Here is a 16115-nt window from a genome sequence, read left to right as displayed (position 1 = left end):
TTGACATGATTCAGAAAAAAATATGCTTACTTGGTGCGACTGGCGTGGGTAAAACCAGCTTAGTCAAAAAGTATGTTGAAGGGATTTTTTCTGAAAAATATCTGACTTCTATTGGCGTAAAAGTTGATAAAAAAGAGTTGGAACTAGCCTCAACTAAAGTACAGTTTATGTTATGGGATATTGAAGGTATTGACCGTTATTGTGGCTTCCAGCCTAAATATCTGCGTGGTGCCTCTGCTTATATCTTAGTGGCCGACCAAACCCGTTCTCAATCGTTGATTGAAGGTTATGAAATTCAACAAATGGTCAAAGATGTCGCAGATATTCCGGGCATATTAGCAATTAATAAATCTGACTTAGCAGCGAGTTGGCACTGGAACGATAGCGAAATCGCACAAATTAAATCATCTTTTGCGATGTCATTTAATACCAGCGCCAAAACAGGTGAAGGTGTTGAACCCATGTTTACTGAGCTAGCAAAGTTATTGGTTGAGTCGCTATGAGCATCGATGCCTCACTATTTCAAGCCCTAGGCTTGGTTAACAGCTCTATATTTCAGCGCATTGCCCCTGGCCAATTTAAGACCCTCTACCAATCAAAAGGTTGGTTATTAGAATTGATGCCAGAAGCCTTTGGTTCCAGTCCTTTTATTTACCAACAAAACTCCGCATTTCTAAACGATTTTTTATTAGACGCCGAAGAGTTTTGGCAAAACGGACAAAATGGCCAAATACATTCTGGCATTTGGCGTGAACAAGCGAATCAAACCTTGTTGCATCTCGAAGCCAGTGCCGCAGTAGCAGAAAACAACTGTTACTTGCTGATCCACAATATCGAAAACGAATATCAGCGCCAGCAGCAAACCTTGCAAGTCGCCCGCGAATTATTGATCAGAAATGATAAAGTCCTCGCCCAGCACGATTATGTATTTAATCGCTTAGAGACTTTACTTTCGCAGTCGACAGACAAAAAGCCTGAACCGCTGCAGCACGCTTTACAGCAAACAGAGTTAGGTGTGGCTATCCTTGATGACAAACTGCAATTGCTCAACAGCAATCCAGCTTTGTATCAGATGTTTGCCATACCAGGTAAAAAAGTCAAACAATCACCGGATAAGTTACTGTTACAGTTATTTGAAAATCAATATCCTGAATATCACCGGGTTTTTGCCACAGGCAGCGCTTGGGCTGGTGAGCTGTATTGGCTCAATCCACCACAACCCGGCAAGTGGTTTAAGGTGTCTGTTCATCCTATCTGTAATACTGCTCAACAGAAAAATTTTTGGTTACTCAGTATTAGTGACATCAGCCAGCTTAAATTCTTACTGATGCGCAATGAAAAACTGTCTCACTATGATGTACTGACCGAATTACCTAACCGCCAATATTTCTGGCAGCAGTTAGAACAACAGATCAGCAAACAGCAGGCCTTTTTTGTACTGTATATGGAAATAAAACAGTTCAAAAAGATCAACGAAATCCACGGACATTTAGTCGGTGATGGTATTATCAAAGAGCTTGCCGGACGTTTAAAAGCCTGCATCAATAGCAGTGATATGCTGGCCAGAATTGGGGGTACCGAGTTTGCTTTAATAGTGCATACCTCTGGCCTTTCAGCTCAAGTATCTGCCGTTGAGCAAGATAAATGTCAGCAAATGGCCAAGGAATTAATCACTGCTTGCATACAGCCTTTTTATATTGAATCAGGCCATCGCTGTGAAGTAGGCCTTAACATTGGCGCCGCGGCTTTTCCAAGTGACGCAGACAACGCCGAAGATTTAATGAAGTATGCGGATTTAGCGGTATTTGCTGCTAAAAAACAATTAAAAAGCAGTTTGCAGTTTTACTCCAAAGAACTTAAAGAAGCATCGCGTAAAAGAATTGAGTTAGAAGTGGCCTTACGTAAGGCCTTGGAAAATCAGGAATTTGAACTGTATTTTCAACCCATGTTTGACTTGCGTGATGGCAAAATCAACAAAGCCGAAGCCTTGATACGCTGGAATCGCCCAGATGTTGGCATGGTTTCACCTGATGAATTTATTCCATTGGCCGAACAAACAGGCTTGATAGTACCCATAGGTAAATGGGTAATTAAAGAAACCTGTGAAAAACTTGCTGCATTGCAAGCAGCTAAACTCGCTATCATCTTAAGCATTAATTTATCACCCCGTCAGGTCAATGACAGACACTTGCTCGAATTTATTACCGATTGTGTAGCGGAGTGTCAGGTACTGCCTAGTCAGCTAGAACTGGAGCTTACAGAAGGGGTATTAATTGATAATTTCACCAAGGTGCAGTATTTGCTGAATGAAGTACGCAAACTGGGTCTGAGTGTATCCATTGATGATTTTGGTACCGGCTATAGCTCACTGGCTTATTTGCAAAAACTGCCCATCGACCATCTGAAAATTGATCGTTCGTTTGTACAAGATCTCAGCCACAGTGAAAATGATAAAGCTCTTGTATTGGCGGTTATCGCCATGGCCCACAGTTTAAAATTACAGGTCATTGCAGAAGGGGTAGAAACCGAGCAACAAAAAGAGTTTTTGCAACTGAATAACTGCCATACCGCACAAGGTTACCTGTTTAGTCGCCCCATTCCTTTCGACCAATTATCAACTCTCTTGGCGAACCAAGCAAACGCCATTAATTAAAAGCGGGTAAACCTGTTTGTGCACGCCCTAGGATCAAAGCATGTACATCGTGAGTGCCTTCGTAGGTATTGACCGCTTCGAGATTCATCACATGACGGATCACATGAAATTCATCGGATATGCCATTACCACCATGCATGTCTCTGGCTGTTCTGGCAATATCCAAGGCTTTACCACAAGAATTACGTTTAATTAACGAGATGGCTTCTGGTGCAAGTAACTTTGCATCCAACAAGCGTCCAGCTTGCAAACAAGCTAACAGACCGAGACTGATTTCTGTTTGCATATCAGCCAGCTTTTTTTGAATTAATTGATTAGCCGCTAACGGGCGGCCAAATTGATGTCGATCTAAACAATACTGACGAGCACTATGCCAACAAAATTCTGCGGCACCCAGCGCACCCCAAGCGATACCAAAACGCGCTTTGTTCAGGCAACCAAAGGGACCTTTCAAACCTTCTACATTAGGCAATAAGTTGTCTTGTGGCACCCACACATTATCCATCACGATCTCGCCGGTAACTGAGGCACGTAAGGCAAACTTGCCGGAAATTTTTGGCGCGCTTAAACCGACCATGCCTTTTTCGAGAATAAAACCACGAATTTTACCATCAAGCTTGGCCCACACTACAAACACATCGGCAATGGGCGAGTTGGTGATCCACATTTTATTACCATTGAGGCGATATCCATCACCATCCTGCACCGCACGACTAAGCATGCTGGCCGGATCTGAGCCTGAATCAGGCTCGGTCAAACCAAAACAGCCAAGCCATTCACCACTGGCCAATTTAGGCAGGTATTTCAAACGTTGTTGTTCATTACCATAAGCATAAATAGGGTACATCACCAAGGATGACTGCACACTCATAGCACTACGATAACCACTGTCGACCCTTTCAACTTCTCGTGCCATCAAGCCATAGGCAACATGGTTAACACCAGCACCACCATAAATCTCGGGCAGGGTAGAACCTAACAAACCCATCTCGCCCATCTCAAACATGATGTCGCGGTCAAAATGCTCATTGCGATTAGCCAGCAGGATCCTTGGCATTAGTTTTTGCTGACAATATTGTTGCACACTGTGTTGGATTAGCTTTTCTTCTTCCGTCAGCATACTGTGCAACTGCAAGGGATCTTGCCAGTCAAAACGTGGAATAGAGTGAGACATAAGCTAACTTCCTCAAAAAATGCTACAAAAAAAGAGCGCCAATGGTCGCTCTTTTGATTAACACCAACTCATATTATGAAAATAAACGTGGCTCTCCAGCTCTACGCCCTTTGGTTTTCATCACCAACATTAAGGCCACAAACGCAGGCAAGGCTTGAATATACATAATCGACATTTTTGCCGTAAGACCACCCACTACGCCAGCAACAATAATGGCCAGTAAAAAAAATATTTTCACACCATGTTGCTTGCTCATCAAAGCCCACAACAAACCCACTGCCAATATGCCGTTGTATAAACCTTGATTGAAAGCTAGAACTTCTGAGCTAGCCGCTACTTCAGCGCTCATAGCAAAGATTTTATGACCCAATGGACTGTTCCAAAAAAACATTTCGAGAGACATAAAACCAAGATGTAATAAGGCGACAATAAATGTCAGCAGACCAGCAAGAAACTTCATTGAGGCTCCTTTATTATTATTAAAATTAGAGAGGTGGCATAGTGTGCGATTTATCAAAAAGTTGCAATGCCGATTTTTACAAATAGCCAGCTAAGTCAAGCTCATCGGATGAATTGAGCATGTATCTGAACATAACGTTGAGCTGGCAGTAAAATTAGAAAAATAAGTACAAACAGCGTTACACTAGCGTCTTTTAAAGTCGCGATTTTGAGCTAACCTCCATCATGTCTGTATACGAACAAAACCTGAGTACATTTTTAAGCTTAGTTAAGCAGCACGCCAATGAGCAGTGTTTAGTTAAACTAATCCTAAGCAAAAATCGTGGTGATGATAAAGAGTTGCAACGCATTGCTATCAGGCCTGTCACGCTCAAAGGCCAGTCAGTGTTGTCATTTGTTTTTAGCTACAAAACTCGTGATATTACTAAAAACTATGTTGTTGCCGACGCATTGCTGCACATCGAACAAAAACTGCAAAACGAATTTAAAGCCGCGCATTTGTTCAGTCCGCAACAAGAAGTACAACTAGACATCAGTAAAAAAGGCAAAATTAGCCTGCGTAGCCAGCAAGTATCCGGCACTGAAGCTAGCACGGTTAATCTTGAGCATAATAAACAAAAACGCCGCTACGTTGAGTTAACTCGTCCTTATTTAAGCGCTCTAGGAGTAACGGATAAAGAATATAAACTCATCCCCGCTATGTCGCGTAAATGGAAGCAAATTAACAAATTTATTGAGGTTTTTAGTCAGGCGCTCGAACAGTCTCCTCTGGCAGCAGACCAAGCTTTACAAGTAGTTGATTTTGGATCTGGTAAAGGCTATTTAACCTTTGCCATTCACGATTATTTGCGTGAACAATTGCATACTGACTCGCAGGTGACGGGGGTTGAATTACGTGCAGAATTAGCCGCCTTGTGTACCCATGCCGCAGAAACCTTAGAGCATAAAGGATTAAATTTTGTGTGTGGTGACGTTAAAACTCACGCTCCAACACAGACAGACGTAATGATTGCCTTGCATGCTTGTGATGTCGCCACCGATTATGCAATCCACTATGGTATACGTGCTAACGCCGCCATTATTATGTGTTCACCCTGCTGCCATAAACAAATCCGCCCACAATTACACAATCCTCCTCTGCTCCAGCCTATGTTGCAATACGGCATACATTTAGGCCAACAAGCAGAAATGCTCACTGATTCTTTGCGCGCTTTATTATTAGAAGCTCATGGCTATCAAACTAAAGTCTTTGAATTTATCAGTCTTGAACATACTAATAAAAATAAGATGATCCTCGCCACCAAACGTAAAAACACCCTTGATAACTCCGCAATACTTAAACAAATACAAGAGTTAAAAACCTACTATGGTATTCAAGAACATTGCCTCGAAACGTTATTAAACGCTGAGTATTCAACAGTTTAAACATTTTACTGCATGGCCACATATCACTCTCGGTAAATTCAAATGGGTGTAGCTAAACTGTGAATAAATATCAGATTGAAGGGCTTCTTAAACGCAGCAATAAATCTATATAGCATTAAATAAAAAAATCCGATGGCTCTCGCACATCGGATTTTTTATCTCAGGGAAGTAATCTTAATGAGCGTTATTATATTTCTTAACTCTCAGCTTACTGCCCTTATAGCGTTTCTTTAGTATCTAAGCTAAATATTAGTCTTTTAATACTTTTACACGTTTGCTAGCAGAAACTTTAGCAGTGATACGACGGTTTTTAGCATCTGCCGCTTCGTTACTTGCTGAGTCTAATAACTGAGTTTCGCCAAATCCTACGGCAGTGATACGGTCTGCCGCAATACCAAATTTAGTGATTAACAAAGCTCTCACTGCATTGGCACGTTTTTCAGACAACATTAAGTTATATTCTGATGAGCCAGGCGCTGATGAATGGCCTTCAATCACGGTATCAGTATTAGGATAACGATTCATGAAATCAACAAACTCTTGAATCTCAGTTACTTCGGCTTTTTTAATGATAGAGCTGTTATTGGCAAAGTGAATAGTCAAATTCTGACTCACTTCTTGTTCCATAAAGATACTACAGCCAGCTGCGTCAACTTTATCGGTGATAGGTGTGTTTGCACATTGATCATTTGCATCCAATACACCATCTTCATCCGCATCTAAGGCTAAACTACAGCCTTTAGCACCAACTGGCGTTCCAGCAGGAGTGTTTGGACATAAATCGATAGTATTCAATACGCCATCATTGTCTGAATCAATATCACAGCCAGATGCATCTACTTTGTTACCAACAGGCGTGTTTGCACACTTGTCAGCATCATCGTAAACGCCGTCTTTATCGCTATCTTTAGGTACTTTAGGAGCCGGAGCAGGGGCTGGAGCCGCTGCAGAGCCAAAACTGTAAGCTAGACCAATTTTAAGACCTATGTCGTTATAGCCATCGCTGAAGTCGTTGTATGCTGCCACTTCGGTGAGGACTTTCAAATTGTCATTAAGTGACCAATGTTTACCCAAACCAAAACTAAATACATTGTCACTGCCTGAGGTTTTGAAGTGTTTTACACCACCAAAAACATACAACATATCATTAGGTAAAAAATACAACGCATCTACGCCGTAACGTTTGCCGGTTAAATCAGTACCAGGAGCTTTAGCATTAATATCTAAGTGGGAATACTCTAATCTAGCTGCCCATTGAGGATCAAAACGAAAGCCTGCTTCTGCACCAAAGCCAGTGGCATCATTCATGTAGTCAGGAAAACCAGACTTTTCTTTATCGGTCGAATAAACTTCGCCAAAAACACCAATCCACTTATCTCCCTCTTGACCTGGGTCAGCAAAAGCTTGCATGGAAAGAGCCAATAAAATGCTGCTTGCTAGTGAAATTTTTTTCATGTGTATGTCCTTCTTGTTTAAGTGTGTTTTACTGGCCATGGTTGATGAGATCAACCCTGCCAAGGTGTATTTTCTGTTTTAACTAAGTGTGTCTAAAAAGTAACTATTACCGACTAATTTGTAAATAATTCCTAGCTTCAGAAATATTTCCATTAAGGTCATAAATCTGTATTAAGCTGCGTATTTCCTTATATATAAAGCCTTTAGGCTGTGTTTTTTACGTTTAATTTTATATTGAAATTGCTATTCTAAAATAGACTAAAGCACGTGTTATGCCAGATGCTCATCGTCATATTGAAAATTGCTTGGAATAGATAAAAAACGCAGAGGTAATTGGTGATGTTTGCTACTTATTAAAACACATTTCCAGATATAAATTTCCGGATTTATGGCTAAATGGCATAACCATTTTTTTACCGTCGACCTGATGGTTAACTGTATGATTTTTGCCCGATACTACCATAGGCGTTGCCATGCCAAACTCATAACCCTTTTGGCTTAGCTCATTTTTGGCAACACCACAAATCATGTTAGTAATTTCGCCCACCATATCTTTCACATCGGCATTAATTCCGTCGGGCTTTTCTCCTAACATTTTTTCCATGATTTCAACTACTAAACCCTCCTCAAATGAGATGGATAGTGAACCCTGGATATTTTCTCCGACCATACCGATCATACCGGAGATATCACCACCCGCTTTGTCATCATCCTTTTTTTTCGGTTTACCCGGTGTTAACTGGGTTTGTGCCATCGTACTCATTACATTGATGAGTGCGCTAATAAAAGGATTAATAAATTCAGCGTTCATAAATAACGGATCCCTTGTTAATTGAATTAAATAACGTACCAGCGATTAGCGTGGCTTAGTTCATTTGCAAGCAGCACAAGTACCGTGAGCTTCTATGGTTTGTTTAGCGACTTTAAACCCTACCGACATCGCTTGTTTATCCAGGGTATCTTTTAAGCCAAGAGATTGAATCTCCTGGACTTCTCCACAACTGTCACAAATTAAAAATTGTACAGGATGATTACAATCGAAATGATGACAGGCGACAAAAGCATTAGTTGATTCGAGTTTATGGACTAATCCAAATTCTAGCAAAAAATCCAGTGTCCGATAAACCGTCGCGGGTTTAGCAGCAGATTCAGTTAGTTTTAATGAGTCCAAAAGTTCATAAGCACCGATAGCGCCATCTTGTTGCAATAAAAGGGCATATACTTTTTCACGTAAGGTGGTAAATCTTGCTCCTTTTTTTTCACAAAAAATACGTGCCTTATTTACATTTAGATCAATATTAGTCACTGAACATTCCTACTGAGTTGACTGATAAATAATAACACTTATCCAATTAATTTTTCGTCATTTTATTGCATTTATCTACAAGCTTACCTAGTCATGGCATCAACTTATACGAGCGCAAGCTTAGCTATTTTAGAAACGTCCAACAAATTGTTACTAAAAACAGACAGCCGACTAAGCGACATGCCTTCAACATTAGTGTTTTAGCGGTCTAAGCGAATTAAATAGGGCTTTTTTATACTGTTGCAAAATAGAAACACCAATAAGGTAACAATAATAAATAACACTTGTTTGCTTAACTTCGACTCGTTAATTTTTTGTGTTAATCTCCCGTTCTAAAAAAATGAGTCAGCATGTAAATGATTGAGCAAAATATAAAAATTGATGCAGATCAAACGGCCATCTGGTTAGTATTCACTAAAGACCAGCTTCTGCAATATTCCGACCAACCCGGTTATCTTAAAAGTACCTGGAGTGAACTAACTTTTGCCCATGCATATCAAGATCAAATGGTCAGAGTGGGGCATTATGAGCAGCATGCCTGTTATTTAATTGATATGGGTAATGAGCTTGTTGCTGAGGAAAATTTGAGCCCAGTGGCTATGCGCTCAATGTTAATGCAGGTAGACGATGCCTTTTTTGGTATAGCCGCGCGGGCATGGCAAGTTGTGTTATTTATGCGCACCCATCGTTTTTGTGGGCAGTGTGGTAGCAGCATGCAGCAAATTGATTGGGAGATGGCGATGCACTGTTCGCGCTGCCACCACCGTTGTTACCCACGTATTTCGCCTTGTATTATCGTCGCCATAAAAAACCATGATAAATTGCTACTTGCCCAAGGCAAAGCGCATCAATCACGACAAATGTATTCTACTTTGGCTGGATTTGTTGAAAGTGGTGAAACTCTTGAAGAAGCAGTACATCGTGAAGTGTTTGAAGAAGTTGGCGTTAAAGTTAAAAATTTACGTTACTTTGGCAGCCAACCTTGGCCTTTTCCCCATTCACTCATGGTTGGTTTTTTAGCTGATTATGACAGTGGTGATATTGTGGCAGACGGGGTAGAGATTCTTGATGCTAAATGGTTTAAATTTGATGAACTGCCTGTTATTCCACCCATGTTATCTATTGCTGGAAAATTAATTCAACATACGATCAATGAGATCCAGCAAGCCGAAGCCGCAAAATAACAATATACAAAGTAAAACCCAATAAAAAACCCCACATAAGTGGGGTTTGAATATTTTAGCGTCTTTGGTCTCGTCAACGAGCTTCTTGTTGTTCGGATGCTTTCGCACAGCTTTTATAGCAAGCTCCTTTTGCTAATGCAAGTTTTTGCCTAATTTAGCTTAATTAAGCCTGTTTAAAGCCAACAAAGCCGCTACAATGACGCCTTTTTATGGCTTTTTAGCCACTGCGCTCGTGAGAACACCTATGCAAACATTACAAAACGACAGATATCTGAGAGCCTTATTACGCCAACCAGTGGATGTCACTCCCGTATGGATGATGCGTCAGGCCGGTCGTTATTTACCTGAATACAAAGCCACTCGTGCCCAAGCTGGCGACTTTATGTCATTGTGTAAAAATGCTGAGCTGGCTTGTGAAGTTACCTTGCAGCCTTTGCGTCGTTTTGATCTAGACGCGGCGATTTTATTTTCAGATATCTTAACTATCCCAGATGCTATGGGACTGGGATTATATTTTGAAAACGGCGAAGGTCCACGTTTTGAGCGCCCCTTAACTTCCATGAGTGATATTCAAAAACTCGGCATACCCGATCCTGAAGTTGAATTAGCTTACGTGATGAATGCGGTACGTACTATTCGTAAAAATCTACAAGGCAGTGTGCCTTTGATTGGTTTTTCTGGTAGTCCTTGGACACTCGCCACTTACATGATTGAAGGTGGTTCGAGCAAGGCTTTCACTAAAATCAAAAAAATGGCTTTTAGTGAGCCACAGGCTTTACATTTATTACTCGATAAATTAGCCGATACCGTCATCCTTTATTTGAATGCACAAATTGCCGCAGGCGCTCAGTCTGTCATGGTATTTGATACTTGGGGCGGAGTATTGTCACCTCGTGATTATCGGGATTTCTCTTTGCAATATATGCACAAAATAGTGGATGGTCTGACCCGCGAAAATGACGGTCGTAAAGTGCCAGTCACCTTGTTTACCAAAAATGCTGGCATGTGGCTTGAAGCTATTGCGGCGACAGGTTGTGATGCGGTAGGTTTGGATTGGACCATAGACATTGCCGATGCCAAAAGTCGTGTCGGTGACAAAGTAGCGTTACAAGGTAATATGGATCCTTCCATGTTATATGCACCTGCTGCCCGCATAGAGCAAGAAGTTCAAAGCATACTAAGTGGATTTGGTGCAGGACCTGGGCATGTATTTAATCTGGGCCATGGCATTCATCTAGATGTTCCGCCTGAGAATGCTAAAGTTTTTGTTGATGCGGTGCATCGTTTAAGCGCCCCCTTTCACCAACAATAAAACGACACTTGTTGTGGGTTCTTAAAGCCCACAACAAGTGATTGGTGCCATGCCTATTTAAATATAGCGTTTAAATAAGCAGCAATTCTAATACCACCCATTTGCAAACGTTGTTTTACAACGGGCATGCTTTCATACAAATAATCATATGACAGTTTGTCTGTTTTGGGATAAATGCTATCCCGAATCACAGCACTTTCATTGATCCACACTTGCGGATCAGACACCATCCATTGCTTAGCTTGGTCAGCTGATATGTTTTTACTCAACCATGTTGTCCATTCTGTATAGGACAGTTCTTTTTGCTCAATTAAGCCTGAATCCCAAACGCTGTGCAGATTGCTGTCTTTCCAGAAAAATTGCAATTTGACGTCATTTCCGCCTCGGTCATTGCCAGCACCCACATGTAATGGCTGATGTAAATCGCCAATAATATGTACTATAAAACGTAAGGCGAGCTGTTTTTCCTCCATCGTTGCCTTGGGATCTTTTAAGGTCAGGGTAAATTTATTTAAAGCGCTAATGGCATCTCCCTCTTCTGGCGCACCAACTTCATGGTATGTGTGCCCCGCAGGTACAGTGACATAATGCCAAGGATTTGCGGTTTTTTTCCAAAACTCAGTAGGGTTGGATTTCATTTCATCGGCATAAGTGGAGGCTTCTGCTAGATCTTCGTTAGGTAATATTTGTTGAACTGCGGCTAAAGTTTTGGGTGCTAAGTACTGTTGGGCAATAGCACCGGTAATACGGTGGCCATTTTGTCCCCATGCTAAAACTTGTCCACTGATAGCAAATGAAGCAAGCAAGATAATAATTTTGTGTGTTTTCATCATATTTCTTTCTTATTGTTAAAAACGATTAATAGTGGGCAGCATAAACCTAAGTATTGCCATGACCAAGTTGTTCTATTAGCAACTCATGAATACCACCAAAACTGCCATTACTCATGACTACAATATGGTCACCTGGCTTGGCATAAGCCACTATGGATTTTATCAATATATTCATATCTTTATACAGTAAGGCAGTGATGGTACTTTGCGCCAACAATTCATCCATAGACCAGCTTAGATTGCTGGGTTCAAAAATGAATACTTGATCAGCTTCTGACCAAGACTGGGCTAGGCTATCTTTGTGAATACCCATTTTCATGGTATTGGAACGGGGCTCTAATACTGCCAAAATGCGTTGATCACCCACTTTAGCACGCAGGCCTTTTAAGGTGGTTTCAATGGCTGTGGGATGGTGAGCAAAATCATCGTATAAGGTAATACCATTCACAACAGCTTTGACTTCCATGCGCCTTTTAACATTCACAAAATGGCTGAGAGCTTCAACGGCGATAGTGGTAGGTACACCAGCGTGGCGCGCAGCGGCAATCGCCATCATGGCGTTATTAATATTATGTTGACCTAATAAAGCCCAGCGTACCTGCCCCAAGCTTTCGCCCTTAAAAACCACTTCGAATTCACTGCCATCATCTGCGACTTTACCAAGCTGCCAGTCTTTGCCATAAAACTGTACTGGCGTCCAACAACCCATGTCCAATACTCGGGTGAGGTTTTGATCTGCTTGTGGCACTAATACCAAGCCGTTATTGGGTACGCTGCGTATTAAATGATGAAATTGTTTTTGTATCGCCGCCAAATCATCAAATATATCAGCGTGATCAAATTCTAAATTGTTGAGCACCACAGTACGAGGACGGTAATGCACAAACTTTGAGCGTTTATCAAAAAAAGCGCTGTCGTATTCATCTGCTTCGATAACAAAAAACGGGCTTTCCCCAAGGCGCGCAGACACTGCAAAATTTTGTGGAATACCCCCAATTAAAAAACCTGGATGCAAATCAGAATATTCGAGGATCCAAGCCAACATACTGGAAGTAGTGGTTTTTCCATGGGTCCCAGCAACCGCTAATACCCAACGATCTTTAAGTACGTTTTCAAGTAACCATTGTGGCCCACTGACATAGGGAATATTTCGATCTAATACGTACTCAACTGCGGTATTACCACGCGATAAGGCGTTACCGATAATGACTAAATCCGGTTGTGGATTAAATTGTGCGATATCAAAGCCAACGGTCAACTCAATGCCCAAAGACTCAAGTTGCGTGCTCATGGGAGGGTAGACGTTAACATCCGATCCCGTAACGGTGTGACCCAAAGACTTTGCGATGGCAGCAATGCCACCCATAAAGGTGCCGCAGATGCCTAGAATGTGAATATGCATATAACAAATAACTGAGCTGAAGATGCTTTGTAGACTACCAGATGCGCTCAGTACAACCCAGTGACAAGTTGTAAATTAATTTGTTTCAAATCGGAATTTTCACTTTATACATTATGATTTTTAGGTATTGTTAGCAGAGTTTTTTCCTTATTCCAGTTATGATTGAAAAAACTACTCAGCAAACCAAATAATAATAAGCTGATTTACTCTCTACCCTACACACACAAGAAGGTATACACACTATGAAACGTTTGAATTCTCAACTTCAAGATGACGGCGCTCCGATGGAGCTTATATTGTTGATCAGAACGTTGCTCGCGGGCTGCAAAGAAATCGCCTTTAGGGTAAGTCAGGGTGCACTAGCAGGTGTTTTGGGCTCAACCTTAAGTGAAAACGTGCAAGGCGAAACCCAGAAGAAACTCGATGTCATATCCAATCAGATACTAAAAGATATCCTCAAAGATTCAGGTTATGTCAAAGCCATTTCATCTGAAGAAGAAGACGATGTGGTGCCATGTAATCCTGATGGGAAATACTTGGTTAGTTTTGATCCACTTGATGGCTCATCTAATACTGATATTAATAGTTTGATCGGCACCATATTCTCTATTAGCCATGCACCGCAATGGATGAAACCCGATGATCCTTCTGCCTTTTTACAACCCGGTACGCAAAGTGTAGCGGCAGGTTATGTGCTTTATGGCCCTTCCGCCATGTTAGCCATGACAACAGGCAGAGGCACACACATCTACACACTAGATAAAACCCATGGCGGTTTTCTGTTAACCAAAGCCAATGTGCAAGTGCCAGAACAAACCGCAGAATTTGCGATAAACACATCCAATCAACGCCATTGGGAAGAGCCAATTCAAAATTATGTAGCCGATTTAATTGCGGGTGAAGATGGTCCGCGAGAAAAAGATTACAACATGCGTTGGGTGGCAGCCATGGTAGGTGATATCCACCGTGTATTAACTCGCGGCGGTATCTTTTTATATCCCTTTGATAAACGCAATCCCAATAAACCGGGCAAATTACGTTTGCTTTATGAAGCCAATCCTATGGCATTTTTAATGGAGCAAGCCGGTGGTTTAGCTTCAACAGGTACAGGTCGAATTATGGAAGTGATGCCCACTGAAATTCATCAACGTGTGCCCGTATTATTAGGCTCCAAAGAAGAAGTAAAAGCTTGCCTGAGTTACTACTAACAGGTTTGAGGTAAAACAAAGGCGCTGTTTAAGCGCCTTTGAGCAAACAAACCTCTATTTTTCTACCTAGCATTGTGTATACATTTAGTGCGGCCACTTAAGCCTGTCTGTTACGCGTTAAAAATGCGCACAAAATGCCAGTGACATAGCAGCAAACATGTGCGCTATTTATTGTTATCAACAGAGACTTTATTAACTATGCTGATCTTTTTTATCTGTATCACTATTTTGTTACTGGGTTATAAATTTTATAGCCCTTTTGTTGAAAAACAGGCCGGAATCGACCCTACAGCAGTCACTCCACAAGGTCGTTTTAGCGAAGGGGTAGACTATGTTGCTATCCATCCCGTCAAAGCATTTCTCATTCAGTTTCTAAACATTGCCGGTATAGGCCCCATATTTGGTCCGATTTTAGGTGCCTTGTACGGACCGGTAGCCCTGGTGTGGATTATTTTAGGAAATGTATTAGGTGGTGCGGTGCATGATTACTTCTCTGGTGTAATGAGCATCAAAGAAGACGGCAAAAGCCTACCTGAAATCGCTGGGCACTATTACAACGTAGTGTTCAAAGGTTTAATGTTGATCTTTACTGCCATGTTACTGTTTTTTGTCGGTGTGGTATTTATCATGAGTCCAGCCGGTTTACTCAGTAATCTGGACGCGTTTGAAGGCACGTTTTTAGCTAACAATACCTTTTGGGTATTAGCCATTTTGGCCTATTACTTTTTAGCCACCTTGTTGCCCATAGATAAAATCATCACCAAATTTTACCCCATCTTTGGTTTGCTGATGATAGTCATGACATCAATGATTGCCATCGCCCTACTAATGGACGCACCACATTTGCCTATCGCTGGGGATTTTTTAGCTTATTTTGAGGCCGATCACGCCCATGACTTTTTGGCCCCAAACCCTGACGGATTACCTACTTGGCCACTATTATTTATCACTATTACCTGCGGCGCGATTAGCGGTTTTCATTCCACTCAAGCGCCTATCATTGCCCGATGTTTAACTAACGAAAAATACGTACGCCCAGTGTATTACGGCGCCATGATGTGCGAAGGCATAGTAGCGTGCGTATGGGCGCTGGCAGGTATTGCAGCCTTTCCGGAAGGTTACGCTGGACTTAAAGCCATGTTAGCGCAAGGCGGTCCGGGTTTAGTGGTAAATCATATCGCCAGTAGCTATCTGGGTGTTTTGGGCGGTATTATGGCGATTATCGCGGTCGCGGTATTCCCTATTACCTCAGGCGATACCGCCTTTCGCTCGTTGCGCTTGACCTTAGTGGATGCCTTTAATATTCCGCAAAGTGTGCGTAACCGATTATTGCTCGCAGTACCTATATTAACCATTGCCTACTTTATGACTAAACTCGATTTCACCCTCATTTGGCGTTATTTCGCGTTTTCGAACATGCTGTTATCCACCAGCGTATTGTGGCTAGCGACTAAATACTTGTTCGACAAAGGCACCTTTCATTGGATCACCAGCATCCCTGCAGTTATCGCCACGGCGGTTACTTTGTCTTACATCATGACAGCGGCCATTGGTTTTAATCTGTCTAGTGATTGGGGCAAACCTATTGGCGCCGCTGTGGGAGTTATTGGTTTGATCTTGCTGGTATTTGTTCATAAAAAACACAAGACAAAAATTGCCTGAACACCTGAATAATATCAGCCTGATTAAATCCCCTAATCAGAC

14 protein-coding genes are annotated in these 16115 nt (G+C 41.7%); 7 read left to right on the top strand and 7 right to left on the bottom strand.

Annotated elements, in window-relative coordinates; translation table 11 throughout:
* The first annotated feature begins 5 nt into the window (after positions 1–5).
* Entirely contained in the window at positions 6–503 is a 498-nt protein-coding gene (locus AX660_RS06720; RefSeq protein ID WP_068374297.1) for a Rab family GTPase, read from the top strand.
* Positions 500–2653 carry a sensor domain-containing protein gene (locus AX660_RS06715; protein ID WP_068374294.1) on the top strand — a complete coding sequence of 718 codons (2154 nt, stop codon included), beginning with the start codon at positions 500–502 and terminating at the stop codon, positions 2651–2653. The genes AX660_RS06720 and AX660_RS06715 overlap by 4 nt, the downstream gene beginning before the upstream one ends.
* Here AX660_RS06715 and AX660_RS06710 read toward each other — a convergent pair.
* Both AX660_RS06710 and AX660_RS06705 read right to left on the bottom strand, forming a co-directional pair.
* A complete protein-coding gene (locus AX660_RS06710) occupies positions 2646–3827 on the bottom strand; it encodes an acyl-CoA dehydrogenase (protein WP_068374291.1) in 1182 nt (393 codons plus the stop codon). The two genes, AX660_RS06715 and AX660_RS06710, sit on opposite strands and share 8 nt — an antisense overlap.
* 73 nt (positions 3828–3900) lie before the next feature.
* Positions 3901–4287 (bottom strand): DUF1304 domain-containing protein, encoded by a 387-nt coding sequence (locus AX660_RS06705; protein WP_068374288.1) that lies wholly within the window; start codon positions 4285–4287, stop codon positions 3901–3903.
* A gap of 224 nt (positions 4288–4511) precedes the next feature.
* On the opposite strand from AX660_RS06705, the gene AX660_RS06700 reads away from it, so the two are divergent.
* Complete coding sequence (locus tag AX660_RS06700) at positions 4512–5711, top strand: class I SAM-dependent methyltransferase (RefSeq protein WP_068374285.1); 1200 nt, start codon at positions 4512–4514, stop codon at positions 5709–5711.
* A gap of 249 nt (positions 5712–5960) precedes the next feature.
* Here AX660_RS06700 and AX660_RS06695 read toward each other — a convergent pair whose 3' ends face one another.
* The 3 genes from AX660_RS06695 to AX660_RS06685 form a co-directional block, all read right to left on the bottom strand.
* Positions 5961–7166 carry an OmpA family protein gene (locus AX660_RS06695; RefSeq protein WP_068374282.1) on the bottom strand — a complete coding sequence of 402 codons (1206 nt, stop codon included), beginning with the start codon at positions 7164–7166 and terminating at the stop codon, positions 5961–5963.
* 346 nt (positions 7167–7512) lie between these two features.
* Complete coding sequence (locus AX660_RS06690) at positions 7513–7977, bottom strand: chemotaxis protein CheX (RefSeq protein WP_068374279.1); 465 nt, start codon at positions 7975–7977, stop codon at positions 7513–7515.
* A 60-nt stretch (positions 7978–8037) separates the two neighbouring features.
* Positions 8038–8472 carry a transcriptional repressor gene (locus AX660_RS06685; RefSeq protein ID WP_068374276.1) on the bottom strand — a complete coding sequence of 145 codons (435 nt, stop codon included), beginning with the start codon at positions 8470–8472 and terminating at the stop codon, positions 8038–8040.
* Between the two features lie 356 nt (positions 8473–8828).
* Between AX660_RS06685 and nudC the strand changes: the two genes are divergently transcribed.
* Together nudC and hemE are read left to right on the top strand one after the other, a co-directional pair.
* Complete coding sequence (gene nudC, locus AX660_RS06680; RefSeq protein ID WP_068374273.1) at positions 8829–9656, top strand: NAD(+) diphosphatase; 828 nt, start codon at positions 8829–8831, stop codon at positions 9654–9656.
* Between the two features lie 244 nt (positions 9657–9900).
* On the top strand, positions 9901–10968 hold the full coding sequence (hemE, locus tag AX660_RS06675) for a uroporphyrinogen decarboxylase (RefSeq protein ID WP_068375309.1): 1068 nt from the start codon (positions 9901–9903) through the stop codon (positions 10966–10968).
* 53 nt (positions 10969–11021) lie between these two features.
* On the opposite strand, the gene AX660_RS06670 is transcribed toward hemE, so the two are convergent.
* Entirely contained in the window at positions 11022–11798 is a 777-nt protein-coding gene (locus AX660_RS06670; protein ID WP_068374269.1) for a S1/P1 nuclease, read from the bottom strand.
* A gap of 49 nt (positions 11799–11847) precedes the next feature.
* Positions 11848–13203: a UDP-N-acetylmuramate:L-alanyl-gamma-D-glutamyl-meso-diaminopimelate ligase gene (gene mpl, locus AX660_RS06665; protein WP_068374266.1), complete on the bottom strand. Its 1356-nt coding sequence runs from the start codon at positions 13201–13203 to the stop codon at positions 11848–11850.
* A gap of 242 nt (positions 13204–13445) precedes the next feature.
* Here mpl and AX660_RS06660 point away from each other — a divergent pair, with 242 nt between their 5' ends.
* Positions 13446–14411, top strand: a complete 966-nt coding sequence (locus AX660_RS06660; RefSeq protein ID WP_068374263.1) for a class 1 fructose-bisphosphatase — start codon at positions 13446–13448, stop codon at positions 14409–14411.
* Between the two features lie 198 nt (positions 14412–14609).
* A complete protein-coding gene (locus tag AX660_RS06655) occupies positions 14610–16073 on the top strand; it encodes a carbon starvation CstA family protein (RefSeq protein ID WP_068375306.1) in 1464 nt (487 codons plus the stop codon).
* Positions 16074–16115: the final 42 nt, after the last annotated feature.

Origin of the sequence: Paraglaciecola hydrolytica, from assembly GCF_001565895.1 — a bacterium.
In the GTDB taxonomy this organism is placed as follows: domain Bacteria; phylum Pseudomonadota; class Gammaproteobacteria; order Enterobacterales; family Alteromonadaceae; genus Paraglaciecola; species Paraglaciecola hydrolytica.
This window is presented reverse-complemented; position numbering and strand designations above follow the sequence as displayed.

What these genes read in the sequence shown, in the direction of transcription:
- hemE (WP_068375309.1), top strand. Translation starts at nt 9,901, where the DNA reads ATGCAAACATTACAAAACGACAGATATCTGAGAGCCTTATTACGCCAA.
- AX660_RS06690 (WP_068374279.1), bottom strand. Translation starts at nt 7,977, where the DNA reads ATGAACGCTGAATTTATTAATCCTTTTATTAGCGCACTCATCAATGTA.
- AX660_RS06700 (WP_068374285.1), top strand. Translation starts at nt 4,512, where the DNA reads ATGTCTGTATACGAACAAAACCTGAGTACATTTTTAAGCTTAGTTAAG.
- nudC (WP_068374273.1), top strand. Translation starts at nt 8,829, where the DNA reads ATGATTGAGCAAAATATAAAAATTGATGCAGATCAAACGGCCATCTGG.
- AX660_RS06720 (WP_068374297.1), top strand. Translation starts at nt 6, where the DNA reads ATGATTCAGAAAAAAATATGCTTACTTGGTGCGACTGGCGTGGGTAAA.
- AX660_RS06660 (WP_068374263.1), top strand. Translation starts at nt 13,446, where the DNA reads ATGAAACGTTTGAATTCTCAACTTCAAGATGACGGCGCTCCGATGGAG.
- AX660_RS06670 (WP_068374269.1), bottom strand. Translation starts at nt 11,798, where the DNA reads ATGAAAACACACAAAATTATTATCTTGCTTGCTTCATTTGCTATCAGT.
- AX660_RS06705 (WP_068374288.1), bottom strand. Translation starts at nt 4,287, where the DNA reads ATGAAGTTTCTTGCTGGTCTGCTGACATTTATTGTCGCCTTATTACAT.
- mpl (WP_068374266.1), bottom strand. Translation starts at nt 13,203, where the DNA reads ATGCATATTCACATTCTAGGCATCTGCGGCACCTTTATGGGTGGCATT.
- AX660_RS06710 (WP_068374291.1), bottom strand. Translation starts at nt 3,827, where the DNA reads ATGTCTCACTCTATTCCACGTTTTGACTGGCAAGATCCCTTGCAGTTG.
- AX660_RS06655 (WP_068375306.1), top strand. Translation starts at nt 14,610, where the DNA reads ATGCTGATCTTTTTTATCTGTATCACTATTTTGTTACTGGGTTATAAA.
- AX660_RS06715 (WP_068374294.1), top strand. Translation starts at nt 500, where the DNA reads ATGAGCATCGATGCCTCACTATTTCAAGCCCTAGGCTTGGTTAACAGC.
- AX660_RS06695 (WP_068374282.1), bottom strand. Translation starts at nt 7,166, where the DNA reads ATGAAAAAAATTTCACTAGCAAGCAGCATTTTATTGGCTCTTTCCATG.